This is a genomic window from Aquimarina sp. MAR_2010_214 (assembly GCF_002846555.1).
GTDB lineage: Bacteria > Bacteroidota > Bacteroidia > Flavobacteriales > Flavobacteriaceae > Aquimarina.
Window position 1 is genome coordinate 709,090 of record NZ_PJMS01000001.1, and the last position, 15,875, is coordinate 724,964.

Here is a 15,875-nt window from a genome sequence, read left to right on the forward strand (position 1 = left end):
AGATAAGGATTTCTTAGGTATTTTCTTCGATTGTATCAAGCCTAATCGCCAATGCTTTGGTAGAAATCTGAACTTCAATAAATGATAAAAAAAGTGAAATCATAAGCGAAAAAAGACTAATTCCAAATATCACATTAGCCAAGGATATCTTTTCAACATATAATAAAAACATGGTGATCACACTAGTAAGAAAACTAATAATAGCAATCGCTTGCATATTTCTAATCAACCATAATCGTTTTCTTAAATTTTTGATCTGTAATACGGTGTTTTTTGATCTAGAAGTCAAATATTCATTATGCAATTGTCGTATTAATGCTGCAATTGCCAAATATCTTGCATTATAGGCCAGCATAGTTAGTGATATTGCTGGAAACAACAATGCAGGAATACTCATGGTTAGTGTCATAACAAACTTTTTAAAAGCCACTAATTTAGATCAAAAAATTGAGTGATCATTATCAAATATAGTAATAGCATTCATATTGATTACTCAAACCAAACATTCTAAATATATAATTTTCAAGTTTTTTTATAGTACACAACTTATACAAAAGTTGCTTTTTGAATTACTATGCACCTGAATTTTATCTTAAAAAACAAAAGAAGTGGATTGTAAAGCTTTAATTTAGTTCGAAATTTACTTTTTCCATTTGCTTATCAGCAGAAATTTCTATCGAATATCTTCCTGTCGGAAGGTAATATTTCCCATTTTTTCTTTTGGAAACTTCTTCATCAGGAAATTCTTTTTCTAATATATTTTTTCCTTTTTCTGTGATTGTAAGGTCATATTCTACATGGTTAAGCCCCTTATCAGCTTTTGTAGAAAATTCCTGAAGTATTTTCCCTTCTTCGGTAATAATTTTAATAGCAAAATCTCCTGATTTTCCAGAATAAAATTTGATGGTCATTGTTGGTTCGTATGGTGTAACCCATTTGCTCCATGAAACACCCCAACGATCTGACCATTTCATTTCAGATATATCAAAAACATGAAGTTCTTTATTCATGATTTCATTATCCAGAAGCTGTATTGCCTTTATATTTGTTTTGTATATGCTTCTACCATGTGTTCCTAACAGCAAATCATTAGCTTCTGGTTGAATAACAATATCATGCACTGCCACATTAGGTAATCCATTTGAAAAAGCTTGCCAGTTCGCTCCTCTATCCAATGAAACATAAGCACCATTATCTGTTCCTATATATACTACGTTTTCATTTTTAGGATCTTCTTTAATCACATTTATTGCAGATACAGGTAAATCGTTTCCTATATTTTTCCAACTCTGTCCATAATTTTCACTTACATAAACATAAGGTTTAAAATCATCCCATCGATATCCATTTAATGTAACATATACTCTTTCTTTTTTATGTGAAGATGCAATTACTCTTGACACCCAAAGATCTTTAGGAAAAGAATCCGAAATCTTGTTCCAGTTTCCACCAGAATTTTTGGTTATATACACCAAACCATCATCACTACCTGTATAAATCAATCCAAACTGAAATATAGACTCGGCAATAGCAGTTAATGTTCCATAAGCTACATTACCTTTTTTACCGCCATTAGTTAGATCATTAGATATCGCAGTCCACTCATCCCCTTGATTCATAGATCTCATTAATTTATTTCCTCCCAAATATAAAATATCCTGATTGTGTGATGATAATAAGATTGGTGTTTGCCAATTGAATCGATAAGGAGATTCGCCCAATTCGTGCTTAGGTTGAATATAAGTTTGTTTGTTTTCTACGCGGTTTATTCTGAAATAGTTTCCAAACTGAAATCCTGTATATACAATATTTGCATCCCGGTCATCAATCTGCACCTGCATACCGTCACCTCCCATAATGCTTTCCCAAGGGTAATGACCACTTTGATGCCACGATTCATCTTCTTTGGCATTATGGGCTCCTACCCAAACCCCATTGTCCTGTAATCCACCATATACATTATAAGGTTTCTCATGATCAATATTAATCGCATAAAATTGCCCTACACTAGGTTGATTTGCTTTTATCCAGTTTTCTCCATCATCATAAGAGATGTTTAGTCCTCCATCATTACCATTAACAAGATGCATTGGGTTTTTAGGATTGATCCACAACGAATGATGATCTGCATGAACATTTTTTCTATTAATATTGGTAAATGTTTTCCCAGCATCTTTAGATTTCAAAATAGGTACTCCAGATATATATATATGATCTTTATTAACAGGACTTACCTGTATCTGAGCAAAATAATATCCATAACTATAAAATAAATCATCAATATAGTCTTTATGGGTTTTTACCCAGGATTTCCCACCATCATCACTTCTATAAACCTCTGCTCCAATAACCGGAGTATCAAACAATATAGCATTAGCATTTTCGAGATATTTAGCAAGATCTATTGGCTTTACTGTACCACTTCGCACCAGTTGCTTTATGTTATCTGCTCTATATTTTTCATGAAACCCGTTTGTTTTCAAAAAAGCATTTAATTTTTTGTTTTCCAGTTTTAAAAATGCTTCCGGTAACATGATTTTAAAATCTTCCTTTGTTAATCCTGTACTACTTTTTTTAGTATCGCTTTTATCTCTTCTAAATTGACTATCATGTACAGCATATAGTGTATTTTCATTAAAAACAGCAAGTCCAATTCTACCTACTCCTTCTCCTGTAGGGAAACCACTTCCATCTATAGAAATTTTATTCCAGGTCATTCCTGCATCGGTACTTTTATAAATCCCGGATCCCAATCCACTCCCATCAAAGTTCCAAGCTTTTCGGTCTTTATCCCAAGCAGCAGCATATATAATATTAAAGTTATCTGGTGCATATGCCAGGTCAATAATACCTGTTTGGTCGTTTATAAACAATGTTTTTTTCCAGGTAACTCCTCCATCTGTGGTTTTATAAACTCCCCGTTCTTCATTAGAAGAATATAAGTGTCCGGTTACTCCCACTACTACCTCATCTGGATTATTAGGATTAATAATAATCCTACCGATATGATGTGAATCAGGTAGCCCAACATTTTTCCAGGTTTTGCCTTTATCTGTAGATTTTAGGATTCCCACTCCTGCATAGGAAGACCTAGACGAATTATTCTCACCAGTTCCTACCCAAATGGTATTGTTTTTCCAGTCTACTGCAATATCACCAACATTAATTGTCTCTGCTGTATCCAGAACAGGTTCAAAAGTAGTTCCGTTATTGGTTGTATACCACAATCCTCCCGAAGCATATCCTACATAAAACTCTGTAGTATTTTCTGGATTTACATCTACATCTACAACACGGCCACTCATTACGGTCGGACCTATATTTTTAAAAGGTACCTGTTTCACCAATGAGGTTTTTTCCATTTGCTTTTTCTTCAACAATCCATTTTGAACCAATTCTGTATTAGTAGCTGGTTGTTGAGAAAAAAGAAAAAAAGAAAGAAATAGGAAAAATAATGATGAAGTAAATTTTTTCATTTTGATTAGTGTTTAGTGCGCTGAAAGTAGATATTGTTATCACAAACTCAAAATTTTTAGATATTGTTTAACAATCATTTATTTTAAAACAATATTTATAAAATCAAGATTAATGTGCTTATTTTTTGTGTTTCTCTTTATTTTTTAGTTAATTTATTAATAATTAATCAAAACATACAATCATAGAATAGAACTTATCATTAATTAATTAGTCGTGATATATAGGGAAATATCACAGGCTTTTAATTAAAAAATATAATAAGCGAATAAAAATACATTCATATTAACAAAAAAAGTTAAGGTAAATTAGAAAAAAGGAACTCATAAGATTTTGAGTTCCTTTTTTTATTACCTAAATAATAATCATATTTTTGGGAAAAATCAGTATTCTTAATCCTCATTTGGTCTAGAGAGGGCTTATGAGGTTTGTAATTAAACAACATATCATACAATGAAATATCACCAAATCGATAGAAACCTCTTCATTAAAAATCGTAAAAACTTTACAGCACAAATGAAACCCAATAGCATTGCTGTATTTAATAGCAATGATATATATCCAATTAGTGCTGATAGTACTATGCCTTTTGAGCAACATAGAGATATTTTTTACCTAAGTGGTGTTGACCAGGAAGAAAGTGTATTATTGCTTTTTCCTGATGCTCCTAAAGAAAAGCATCGTGAAATTTTATTTCTAAAAGAAACCAATGAGCATATTGCTGTTTGGGAAGGAGAAAAATTAACAAAAGAACGTGCTCTTGAAGTTTCAGGAATTAAAACAGTGTATTGGCTTACTGATCTGGAAAAGATTTTTTTTGAGATAATGACCCAATGTGAAACGGTATATGTAAACACCAATGAGCATTATAGAGCAACTGTCGAAACAGAAACCAGAGAAGATCGTTTTACCAAATGGTGGAAAGCTAAATACCCTGCACACAGCGTAGCAAAAAGTAATCCTATTTTACAACGATTACGTGCAGTAAAAGATGCTATCGAAATCGATTTGATGCAAACAGCTTGTAATATTACCGAAAAAGGGTTTCGCAGACTTTTAAGTTTTGTAAAACCTGATGTTTGGGAGTATAATATTGAAGCAGAATTATTGCATGAATTTATCAATAATAGATCTAAAGGTTTTGCCTATACTCCTATCATCGCAAGTGGAAATAATGCTAATGTCCTTCATTACATTGAAAACAATCAACAGTGTAAAGCTGGGGATCTAATCCTTATGGATGTTGCTGCAGAATATGCTAATTACTCTAGTGATTTGTCTCGTACTATTCCTGTATCAGGAAGATATACTAAACGTCAACGGGATGTTTATGATGCTGTACTTCGAGTTAAAAATGAAGCTACCAAAATGTTGGTTCCGGGAACTATCTGGGCCGATTATCATATTGAAGTTGGTAAAATTATGACCTCAGAGCTTTTAAAATTAGGGCTTATAGATAAGGCTGATGTACAAAATGAAGATCCAGAATGGCCAGCATACAAAAAGTACTTTATGCATGGTACTTCTCACCACATTGGATTAGATACTCATGATTATGGTATTCTTACTGAACCCATGAAAGCTAATATGGTATTTACTGTTGAACCAGGGATTTATATTCCTGATGAAGGTTATGGAATTCGTATTGAGGATGATGTAGTGATCCAGGAAAAAGGAGAACCTTTTAACCTCATGGCTAATATCCCTATTGAAGCTGAAGAAATTGAAGAATTAATGAATAAATAATTATCTTAATTCATTGATTTATAATCAAATTATGGGTGTCTGTTAACACAGGTGCCCATTTAAAAACAACCTCTAATAAAAAGATGCTAAAGACGCTTTCTTTAATTCTTTGTTTTTATCTAAGCACTTATTCTATTTTTGCTCAAGATCAAAAAGAAATAGATCTTTCCCAGTTTGAGCAGGTAATTTCTGCTCCGCAAGATAGTGTCGCCAAATACAAGAAATTGCTGAGTGCATCCTACCGTACTGGTGATTTGAAAGCATTTAAAAATTATGGTCAAATAATTTTGCATATTGCAATAGCCAATGATTTAAAGGAAGAACAAGTTTCAGCATTGGTATATATAGCTATTTATTATCAACAAATAGATCAATATGATGAGTCTATAAGCAACTACCTTGAGGCTGAAAAATTAAGTGAATCTCTCCCTGAAAACTCTTTTTCTAGAATTCTTGTACAAGTTAATATGGGAAATTTATATAATCATATTCAAGATTATGAAAAGGTAAAATTATCCATGAAAAAGGTCATAGCATTAGCCATGTACCAGGAAAATCCCGATAAATTTATTATTTCAGCATACAGTTCCCTGGGTAAAGCAGATCTCAATGAAGGTAATTATTCAGAAGCTCTGAAATACATGTACAAAGTAAAAGATCTGGCTGAAAAAATGAACAGGAATGATAAAATAATTAGAGCCTTGATCAATATTGCCGAATGTCAGCGTTATTTAAAGCTTTACGACCAAGCTATAGAGAATAGCACAAAAGCGTTGGATAAAATTGATAAAAACGAATCAGCATCTCTAACCGCTTCGGCAAATGTTATTATTGGAGTTTCTCGTTATTTATCAAACCAACCTGCTAAAGCGCTCCCAAACTTAAAAAAGGCAAGAAATATTGCTGGCGAAGGTAATTTTCTATATATCAAAATGGAAGCCCATCAATATTTAGCAAAAACTTATGAGGCTCTAGATAGTATAAAAAAATCTTTACAAGAACAAAAAGCATATACCAATACTCGAGAAAAGTACTTAAAAACCCTCTCTAAAGCTCAGCGGTTAAAAATTGAAAAAGAGTCTGAAAACAAGTCTGATATTATATCTGAACAACAAAAATCTATTGTGTTTCTGAGCAAAGAAAAACAGGTATATGTATTTGCCGGAGTTGTTTTAATGATCGTATTAATTGTGTCCTCTATAATTTATTGGAACAAACGTAGAAAACTTGCAGAAGAATCTTTACAGTTACAAGATGATAAAGCTTTACTTAAAAATGAAAACGAAGCCTTAAAAGATAAATTGAATGCATTCGCTCAAAAGATTCAAAAACAAGAAGCCGTAAAAGGAAGCACCAAAACTCAACAGCAAAAAAAGTCTTCGCTTAGAGAAGAAGATCAACAAAGATACATGGAGCTTATCCTAAATTATATGGAAGAGGAAAAGCCTTATTTAGATCATGAGACCAAACAATCTGATATCGCAGATAAGTTAAACATGAGTGTCCATCTTTTTTCTGAAGTGCTGAATGTATGTTTTCAAAAAAACTTCAATAATTTTATTAATTTATATAGAGTTGATACGGCAAAACAGTTGATGAAAGAGCCCAAATACCAACACTACAAAATTCTGGCTATTGGCTATGAAGCTGGATTTCCTAGTAAAACATCATTTAACAGGGTTTTCAAAAAACTAGTAGGTCTTACACCTACCGAATATCAAAAGAAACTAACATACTAGTTTCAAAACCCAGAAATATTTAGATGCTCCATTTTATAATATGGCACTATCTTCTTTACCATTCTTTATACTTTTCCAACTTAATAAAAGTATAATTGAAAATGAAAACATTAAAAATTGTATTAGGTGTTTTTTTAATTTTAACGCTTCTCTTTCTAGGATCATTAATACTTATCTTTAATTATTTCAACAGTGTAGGAAATTATAGTAATAGAGGTAATGGTTCAGGTGTGTTCATTGAGCTTGTGTTATTTGAGGGAATCTTTCTGATTTGTTTGATTGGGTCGATAAGTATTAGTTCTATAGTACTTTTACCCAAATCTTCTAATATAATTCGATTTATAGTTGCCACATCACTTTCTGTACTTACCGCTTATTTTGTTTTGGCCCTCACATTTCTACCATATATCCGTTTTTGGTAACCTACACGTATGTTCTCTCAAAATTCAGATGAAAATCAGTTTTTTATATAGAACTCTGTAAACTCGTAATAACCAGATTAAAAATACACGTTCCAAATTATAATTTGGTACTCTTTTCTGATCAATGTAGTATACATTTGATCAAGATATTCTACCAATTATTAAAAAATATAACCTAGATCTTTTAATTATGAAATATGTATTTATCAAAGTTTTTTTGATAACCTTAATGTTATTATCTTTTTCTTGTAGTCCTGAAGATGGAAAAAATGGACTTGATGGTGTAGATGGTATAGACGGTATTACTAACGGGTTAGGAACTCTAATTCTTACTGGAGATATTACTAATGAAGATGCAGTAAAAATTATAGAGGAAGGTGTTGGAGAAGACACCCATACTATAGTAGTCTCTAATACTACCAATGTAACCACATTAGACTTATCAAGAATTTCGGTTTTAGCAAAACTAGAGGTTATTGGTAATGAAAAACTTGAAAACCTCAATTTATCAAATTTAAAATCCATTTTGGATGAAGGAATTATTAGGGCTAATAATACATTAACAGCTATTAATCTTGAGAATCTAACTGTTATAGAGAATCTTCGGGTTAGTGAGAATAATATATTGCCCCTTATAAGCCTACCTAAACTACTAAGTAATGCAAAAAATCTTTATTTTTTTCAAAATCCTTTACTAGAAAATCTTAGCATACCATCATTGACTCAAGCACGAACTTTATTTATTGCTAATCTTTACAACTTAACAAGTATAGATATCAATACTTTAGAAAATGTGAGTTCTTTAACTATTCGAGAAAATAAAAAATTAACAACTATTAATCTAGCCAATCTAGTTAATGCGTTTAGAATAAAGATTAATGATAATGACATGATCAAAAGTATTACATTTTCAAACTTAGAACGTGTAACTAGCAATATAGATATAAAAGAAGATCTCTTAGAAGTTGTTGAATTTAGTAAGCTTACTACTTTTCCTACTCTTAATATTGATTCTACAGTGTTATTAACTACAGTTGATTTTCCTTTGGCTCAAGATTTCAGCAGATTACAACTAAATAGTTCTGGTAAGCTTTCTACAGGGGCTATAGATCAAGTTATAACCACACTGGTTAATATCACCCCTTCAATTACAGAAACAGTAATTTCAATTAGTGGTATAGCATCTGCACAAGCATTGATAGATACAGAAACCTTAAGAACTAATGGGAATACTGTTAACATTACAGAATAGTTTTTGAATCCAGAATATATTCAAAAACTATTAATGCCAACTTTAAAAAGTAGCACCAAATTTTTTTAATTATGAAACATATATTTCTTTTAATAACCCTTACAATAATGACCATATCCTGTAGTTCTGACGGAGCAGATGGTATTGACGGAGCCAACGGTATTAATGGTACTGGTGGCAATAACGGATTAGGGCGTCTTGTGTTTTCTGGAGATATTACCAATGAAGATGCTGCAAAAATCATAGCAGAAAACACTGGAAAAAACACGCATACCCTTATCATCAAAAACACTACAAGTTTAACAACAATAGACATATCCGAAATCTCAACCTTGGTTGAACTAGAGGTAATCGGAAATGAAGAATTACACACGCTCACTATAGCTAATCTCGAATCTATTTTTGGAGGAGCAAAGATCCAAACAAACGTAGCACTAACCTCTATTAACTTTTCTAAGCTCACTACTGTAGGAAGCTTTTCCATTAGTGGAAGTCCTTTATTAGAAAGTTTAAGTTTCCCCTCACTAATTGATTCTAAAAACATTTTGTCTATATCAAATCTAGATAACTTAACTACGTTAGATCTAAGTTCTTTGGTATCTGCCAATCTTATTCAAATTAATCGAAATCAAAAACTACCTACTATTGATTTACCAAAACTAACCGCTCTAAGGGAGGCTTCGATTTCAGATAATATAGCTATAGAAACCATAAACCTGCCTGTACTTAAAATTCTTGAAGCTTCCGAAAATGAAGACAATGACGATGGACTGTTTATTGGAAGAAATACAAATCTAATAGCAATATACCTTAACGTCCTCACTTCTATAGATATGCTTACAATTAGAAACAATGAAAATTTAACTACGATAAATTTAGATAAATTAGTGTCTTTGGGGTCTGTTTCTTTTGGTTCAAACCCAAAAATAACTACGATATCTTTTCCTAATATAACAACTATAAAAAACATTAATTTTTCTGAAAATGATTTAGTAACAAATATTGCGTTTCCCGATTTAAAAACCCTGGAATCTAATCTTACAATTACCGGCAACAACATACTAGAGACATTGTCATTTCCTATGTTAACTTCTATAGGAACTGAAAATCGTTATAGTTTCAGGATTAGAGATAATATGATCAGAAATATCACATTTCCAAATTTAGAAACTGTTAATGCTAATACTATAAATATTGGTGAAGATCTGTTAGAAACTGTAGACTTCCCAAAACTTGCTTCTTTTTCTGTTTTAAATATAGATTCTACCGTTTTACTTAATTCAGTCACTCTTTCTTCTATTCAAAATTTCGAAAGATTAGATCTCAATAGTTCTGGTAAACTTTCTACAGCGGCAATAGATGGTATATTAAACCGATTGGTAAATATTACTCCTGTGATTACTAATAAAACAATTTGGCTAAGTTCTAAAAAGCATATTATTTACTACTATGTTTTTAAATTCCATCCAGGCAGTATTGGAAGCAAAGGCTATAGCTGCTACGGTTGCCATTTTACTGGTTGAATTTTTTATTTTTTCTAAGACTAAAAACCAATTCAGATAATTCTGAAGGTATTTTGTTGCCACTCCATTGAAGGGCTCCATAAATTTCCTTAGACGCATATCCATATTATTCACATTTTGTACGTGATATATTTTGTCAACAGCTCTTTGACCCTTCGAAGCATTAAATTTTTTGTGTGCTACCTTCTTGTCTTTTGCAAATGCAGTATAGCTTCTGTGACTGTCGCTACAAAGGGTTTCTACTTTAGCCAACTTCCCTTGTAATATAGTCTCCAAGTCACTTTTACTAATGCGACCTCTGGTAGCTACTTTGAAATCTTTGTTCCCTGATCGGTCACAACTGGCTATCACAGCTACTTTTTCATTACTGAGACCAGCTTTACTTGCCTTTGCGCCACGTTTTCTAGCAGGACGATCCAAATTTCGATTCCCTTTTTCAGAGTAAGCAAAGAAAAGATCATCACTCTCTAGGATTCCTTGGAATTCATCCACACTTACGCTCCCAAAGGAGACAAGTAATTTGTGCCTCCAATCAAAAGAAGTCTGAATAGAAATCCCTGTTTCTTTGGCACTCTTGCGAATACTATATCCAGAGAGTAAACAGAATAAATAACGATTAACTTTGTCTTTCTTCTTGAGGTTGTACCAGAACTTACCGGTAGTTTCACTAAAGTTTTTATGACAAGTATTACAAACATAGCGCTGTACTCCTTTGAGCTTACCATTAGCCTTAATTTTATTGCACTTACAATGAGGACAGCTTATGGCTTTACTCTGATTGCTATCAATCAGGGCTGAACCCTCAGTAGAGATCTCCAATAATGTGGAAACAATTTCTGATTGAACCAAAGCCGATGAACTAATGAAAAAATCTCTAAAATCTTCTGGTATCATTTCTCCGTTTTTATAAAGTAAAGATAAAACATATTCTAATTAGAACTTAGCCAACAATTTCAATACAAGGAACTGCATCTGCACAAGCACAAACTAATGCAGATATATTAAGATCTAATAGTAATACTGTAAATATTACTGAATAGTTTTTACAGCAGTTTAATTAAAAAAAACCTAAATCATTTAATTATGAAATATATATATCTTATACTTTTTTTGCTAACGCTAGCAATAACTACTATTTCATGCGAGGCAGAAGATGGGAAAAATGGAGTAGATGGCGTCAATGGGCTTAATGCAGGATTAGAGTTTTTGGTATTTGCAGGAGATATTACAGACGAAGATGCTGCAAAAATAATCTCAGAAAATTTCGGAAAGACCACAGTTGCTATTTTGGTTACAAATACCACAAATCTAACAACATTAGAGCTGCCTGACATAGCAAAAATGACCAAGTTAACACTAACCAATAACGAAAAACTTCAGCGTCTTGTTTTTCCGAGTCTAGAATCTGTTTCAGGTAAAATTGTTATCCAATCCAATCCTTCTTTGACAACAGTCGATTTAGAAAATTTGATTAGTGCAGGAGATATTTATTCTGAAAACAATAAAGCATTGACCTCAATTAATATGAGCAAGCTAGACAGAGCACAAAATTTTGTGTTCGATAAAAACCCTTTGTTACAAAGTATTAATTTACCAATGCTTACCAAAGTAGGAGACGAATTTAAAATATTAAATCATAAGAGTTTATCAACTCTTGATGCAAGCGCTTTAATAACTACAAACGAACTTTTTGTTAACAAAAATGCAAAACTGCTTACTATTGACCTCTCAAGTATAACAAATACAGGTAAGGTATCCATATCCCAAAATCCAAAATTAGAAGCTATCAATTTGTCACAACTCACAACAAACACAGATGCTATAGACCTAAACACTAATCCCAAATTAACAACAATAGCACTACCAAATTTAGTGAATTCTGAGAGTTTATATATTTCTAACAATACAAATCTACAAACTGTTTCTTGTCCCGCTTTAATCAAATTAAATGAGGGACTAACAATTACTAACAATACTAACTTAAAATCATTATATTTCCCTACAGTAACTTCAATTGGTTCTGAAACCAGTAGATCTTCCATTAGAATTACAGGGAATGAAATGATAAAAAATATTGATTTTTCAAGCCTAGAAACTCTTGTTGCAAATATTATCACCATTGAATCCAATGCTTTAGAAACCGTAAACTTTAATAGCCTCACTACTTTTTCTGATTTACGTATTAATTCTACAGCTACATTAACGTCAATGCAAATTTCTTCGGTTCTAGATTTTACAAACCTGCAACTACCCAAAATACCTACAGAAGATATAAACACGTTATTTACAAGACTCGTAAATATTTCTCCTGCAATCACTGGAAAAAGAATATCGGTGGGAGGAACTGCATCTTCACAAGCACTTACAGATGCAGAGGCATTAAGAACCAATGGAAATACAGTTATTATCAGACCTTAGTTTTTAAAACATAGATCAAAAAAGTTAAGAGTGACTTATAAGTCTAAATATCAATTTCAAAACCAAAATTAAAAACCATGTGGATATCGGTTAAGGAACAGATTATATAAGAGCGTGAATTTACATTGTTAACTGTAAACTGCTCGTCGGGTAAAGTACTATTGCAATTGATACTACGCGATGCAAGAGTGTCTTTTTTTCTTTTTCCAAAAAAAATCACAAAACTAATCTGTGAAGATACAGGTAAACGCATTAAAAGATCATATTGGAGTGCAGAGATCAAAGAAACGGCAGAGAAGAACTGAAAAGAAATCTAAAAGTTCCTACATAGGGTTACTGGAGCTTTGGTGTCATTGCTTTAACAGTTCTTCTTGCTGTTCCTATTGGTTTTTATTCAGAAATCAAAAATAATCAACGAGTCCAAGATTCTTTTATGATGCAAAATAATGAGCAAAAGAAACTTATCCTGAAAAAACTAGATGTTGGAGATTTGGTAGCTACTATGACTAAAGTATATCAAATCAAAGATGTTACTGATAAAGATATAATCTTGACCGAAAGCTCATATCCAGCAAAACCAGAAAATTATACGGAAGGATTAACCCTTAAAGAGTATCCCGAAGATAGTTTTGTTGGTGAACAAATTACAGTATCAAAAACAATTTTTGTGTCTGGAAGAATATCAAATAGCAACATGATTCTAAGCATATTGAATAATTAGACTTGTTTTAGAATGTGATGCGTTACTGATAACTTTTATTAGCAATAAAAACACTAAAAAAGTCGGCGGTAAAGCCGTAACGTAATCTCTCTTGTTTTTTATAGTTTAGTCAAGAATATCTCTAAAACCAGTTCTACTATGAAAAAGCTTCTCCTATGTTTTTTTGTCATTACGCTTTGTAATGCTTGCGCTAAGAAATCACCATTAATTGGTAAATGGAAACTAACACATGTATTGGTAGATCCAGGAAATGGAAAAGGCATCTTTCAAAAAGTGAACCAAGAAAAAATTATCGAATTCTTTAAGGATGGCACCTTAAAAGCAAATGTATCCTACTGCCCATTAGACAGTGATAAGGCTATTGGAATGTCTGGAACCTATGATATAAATCATACTCAGCTTATTATGCCTTGTACATCTTCAGAATCTAAAATAAATTTTGAAATAAATGAGTCTATATTAATTATCGATTATCCTACGCAATGCATGGAGCCTTGTAAAGAAAAGTATGCCAAAATTGATTGATAATGTTCTTTTTAAACAACTGAATTAAACCAAAATTCATATAAAACCTTATAATTACTAGCAGAAAACCCCTAATCTTGTTGTACAAATTACACTAAACATCATACGTTTTGAAAACCTTTGAGGTCTTATTAATTTTACAGAAATGAATTAAGAATATCTCGTAATTGATAAAAACCGTATTTCTTTTGTTGACTTTGATATCAGTATTTAAATACTTTTGACTCTTAATTAAAATTCAAAATGATATGGTATGCATTTAAAACTGCTTAGAAGCATCATTATTCTTTCTATCTCGTTTATAGGATATGGACAATCTTTTCGAGTTTCTGATTCCTTGATGCAAAAAACATATAAACAGCTTAGTGAAGACTTCCATACAAGCTTAGATGATAATAAGTCAAAAGCAATATTATATGTTCACGCTTATTTTAAGAAAGGAAAAAACAGTAAAGACAGCAGTCGCATAGCATGGGCTTATGTTTATAAAAGTCTATTATACAATGATTCAAAAAAAAGAAAAATAGCCGCTTTAGATAGTGCTATTTTTTTTGGAAAAAATATCGTTAAAAAGAATCATCCAGAGGTTTTCTATAACAAAAGAGGAATTGCCTATGGGGAGTTTGGTGATCTTAATAATAGCTTTAAGGACTACTTAACAGCATTAGACCACTCTAGAAAAAACAATAATACACCATATATATACCTTCTAAAGCATAACATTGCAAATCTGAAAAGGAAACTAGGAAAATATGATGAGGCCAAAAGATTATTTAAAGAATGTATAACTTATGAAAAAAGTATCAAGAACAAAACGACTCAAGATACTATTTCTTATCTATTGACACTAACAGAATTAATTTCTGTATATAGGTTAAGTAATCAAATAGATTCTGCAAAAATTTTAAATAAAGAAGGAATTAAATTATCTAAAAGTAAACCTGTCGAATTTTTGTTCGACTTAAATGATGGTATTTTAGATTATTACGATCAAGAATATAATTCGGCGGTAAATAAAATTAAAACAATATTACCTAAAATTATTAATCCAGAAAGAGGGTATGAAAGTACCACCGATCTAATTAATGCGTATCTATATTTAGGAAATTCTAATAAAAACTTAGGTAAAACCTCAAGGTCTATTACTTGCTTTAAAAAAATAGACTCTGTTTCTAAAACTTTAAATTATTTTTTACCCGAAAGTAGATTAGCCTATGTAGAACTGGTTGATTATTACAAATCTATTGGCGACCATACCAATCAACTACTGTATATAAATAAATTATTAAGTGCAGATAGTATTTTAACAAAAGACTACAGGATTGTTAGTGATAAACTATTAAGAGAATTTGACACCAGAGAACTCCTTGAACAAAAACAAAAAATCATAACCTCGTTAGAAAAAGAGAACAGAAAGATATCTTCTCAAAATATTATCATATCAATACTTTTGTTATTAAGTCTAATTGGTATTAGTTATTATTACTATCGACAGCAGCTTTACAAAAAGAGATTTTTAAAACTCTTACATCAAATTTCTAATCAAAACCAAAAAAAAAATCAATCTAATGATGATTCTAGTTCCTCATCAATCAACAAAGAGACCCTAGATAAACTACTTGATAACCTTCAACAATTTGAAGAAAAAAAAGCATTTTTAAGACCTCTAACCTCAAAAGATCTTGCCAAAAGCTTTGGATCAAACTCTAGTTATCTTTCTAAAGTGGTCAATACTTTTAAAGAAAAAAGCTTTAGCAATTATATCAATGATTTACGAATCGATTTTGTGATCGATAAATTAAACAAGGATTCGATGTTTAGAAAATATACAGTACAAGCCATTGCGCAAGAAATTGGCTTTAATAACTCTGAAGCATTTTCGAAAGCATTCTATAAAAAAACAGGGATTTACCCTTCATATTTTATTAAAAAGCTAGAAAAACAAAAAAATGATAAGCTTGATCAGCCTTCTCGTTGATATTTTTGCTTTTGTATAGAATATTTTCTATACTTCTTTCGTTGAATACAAAAACTCTCTTTTATATAGTATGCAAC

11 protein-coding genes are annotated in these 15,875 nt (G+C 31.4%); 8 read left to right on the plus strand and 3 right to left on the minus strand.

What is annotated here, in order from left to right:
- Positions 1–13: 13 nt before the first annotated feature.
- Together ATE84_RS03180 and ATE84_RS03185 are read right to left on the minus strand one after the other, a co-directional pair.
- Positions 14–409 (minus strand): DUF2721 domain-containing protein, encoded by a 396-nt coding sequence (locus ATE84_RS03180; protein ID WP_101445713.1) that lies wholly within the window; start codon positions 407–409, stop codon positions 14–16.
- Between the two features lie 214 nt (positions 410–623).
- Entirely contained in the window at positions 624–3,476 is a 2,853-nt protein-coding gene (locus tag ATE84_RS03185) for a glycosyl hydrolase (RefSeq protein ID WP_101445714.1), read from the minus strand.
- 451 nt (positions 3,477–3,927) lie between these two features.
- On the opposite strand from ATE84_RS03185, the gene ATE84_RS03190 reads away from it, so the two are divergent.
- The 4 genes from ATE84_RS03190 (at position 3,928) to ATE84_RS03210 (ending at position 10,156) form a co-directional block, all read left to right on the plus strand.
- Positions 3,928–5,220, plus strand: a complete 1,293-nt coding sequence (locus ATE84_RS03190) for an aminopeptidase P family protein (RefSeq protein WP_101445716.1) — start codon at positions 3,928–3,930, stop codon at positions 5,218–5,220.
- An 83-nt stretch (positions 5,221–5,303) separates the two neighbouring features.
- Entirely contained in the window at positions 5,304–6,959 is a 1,656-nt protein-coding gene (locus tag ATE84_RS03195; protein WP_101445717.1) for an AraC family transcriptional regulator, read from the plus strand.
- 612 nt (positions 6,960–7,571) lie between these two features.
- Positions 7,572–8,633 carry a hypothetical protein gene (locus tag ATE84_RS03205; RefSeq protein ID WP_101445721.1) on the plus strand — a complete coding sequence of 354 codons (1,062 nt, stop codon included), beginning with the start codon at positions 7,572–7,574 and terminating at the stop codon, positions 8,631–8,633.
- A 71-nt stretch (positions 8,634–8,704) separates the two neighbouring features.
- Complete coding sequence (locus ATE84_RS03210; protein ID WP_101445723.1) at positions 8,705–10,156, plus strand: hypothetical protein; 1,452 nt, start codon at positions 8,705–8,707, stop codon at positions 10,154–10,156.
- On the opposite strand, the gene ATE84_RS03215 is transcribed toward ATE84_RS03210, so the two are convergent.
- Complete coding sequence (locus ATE84_RS03215; RefSeq protein WP_101444842.1) at positions 10,052–11,050, minus strand: IS1595 family transposase; 999 nt, start codon at positions 11,048–11,050, stop codon at positions 10,052–10,054. The two genes, ATE84_RS03210 and ATE84_RS03215, sit on opposite strands and share 105 nt — an antisense overlap.
- 189 nt (positions 11,051–11,239) lie before the next feature.
- Here ATE84_RS03215 and ATE84_RS03220 point away from each other — a divergent pair, with 189 nt between their 5' ends.
- The 4 genes from ATE84_RS03220 (at position 11,240) to ATE84_RS03240 (ending at position 15,798) form a co-directional block, all read left to right on the plus strand.
- Positions 11,240–12,574, plus strand: a complete 1,335-nt coding sequence (locus ATE84_RS03220) for a hypothetical protein (RefSeq protein WP_101445724.1) — start codon at positions 11,240–11,242, stop codon at positions 12,572–12,574.
- A gap of 433 nt (positions 12,575–13,007) precedes the next feature.
- A complete protein-coding gene (locus ATE84_RS03230; RefSeq protein WP_101445727.1) occupies positions 13,008–13,295 on the plus strand; it encodes a hypothetical protein in 288 nt (95 codons plus the stop codon).
- 138 nt (positions 13,296–13,433) lie between these two features.
- Entirely contained in the window at positions 13,434–13,820 is a 387-nt protein-coding gene (locus ATE84_RS03235; RefSeq protein ID WP_101445729.1) for a lipocalin family protein, read from the plus strand.
- 253 nt (positions 13,821–14,073) lie between these two features.
- Positions 14,074–15,798 carry an AraC family transcriptional regulator gene (locus ATE84_RS03240; RefSeq protein ID WP_101445731.1) on the plus strand — a complete coding sequence of 575 codons (1,725 nt, stop codon included), beginning with the start codon at positions 14,074–14,076 and terminating at the stop codon, positions 15,796–15,798.
- Positions 15,799–15,875 lie beyond the last annotated feature (77 nt).

What these genes read in the sequence shown, in the direction of transcription:
- ATE84_RS03195 (WP_101445717.1), top strand. Translation starts at nt 5,304, where the DNA reads ATGCTAAAGACGCTTTCTTTAATTCTTTGTTTTTATCTAAGCACTTAT.
- ATE84_RS03230 (WP_101445727.1), top strand. Translation starts at nt 13,008, where the DNA reads ATGATGCAAAATAATGAGCAAAAGAAACTTATCCTGAAAAAACTAGAT.
- ATE84_RS03240 (WP_101445731.1), top strand. Translation starts at nt 14,074, where the DNA reads ATGCATTTAAAACTGCTTAGAAGCATCATTATTCTTTCTATCTCGTTT.
- ATE84_RS03180 (WP_101445713.1), bottom strand. Translation starts at nt 409, where the DNA reads ATGACACTAACCATGAGTATTCCTGCATTGTTGTTTCCAGCAATATCA.
- ATE84_RS03215 (WP_101444842.1), bottom strand. Translation starts at nt 11,050, where the DNA reads ATGATACCAGAAGATTTTAGAGATTTTTTCATTAGTTCATCGGCTTTG.
- ATE84_RS03210 (WP_101445723.1), top strand. Translation starts at nt 8,705, where the DNA reads ATGAAACATATATTTCTTTTAATAACCCTTACAATAATGACCATATCC.
- ATE84_RS03235 (WP_101445729.1), top strand. Translation starts at nt 13,434, where the DNA reads ATGAAAAAGCTTCTCCTATGTTTTTTTGTCATTACGCTTTGTAATGCT.
- ATE84_RS03205 (WP_101445721.1), top strand. Translation starts at nt 7,572, where the DNA reads ATGAAATATGTATTTATCAAAGTTTTTTTGATAACCTTAATGTTATTA.
- ATE84_RS03220 (WP_101445724.1), top strand. Translation starts at nt 11,240, where the DNA reads ATGAAATATATATATCTTATACTTTTTTTGCTAACGCTAGCAATAACT.
- ATE84_RS03190 (WP_101445716.1), top strand. Translation starts at nt 3,928, where the DNA reads ATGAAATATCACCAAATCGATAGAAACCTCTTCATTAAAAATCGTAAA.
- ATE84_RS03185 (WP_101445714.1), bottom strand. Translation starts at nt 3,476, where the DNA reads ATGAAAAAATTTACTTCATCATTATTTTTCCTATTTCTTTCTTTTTTT.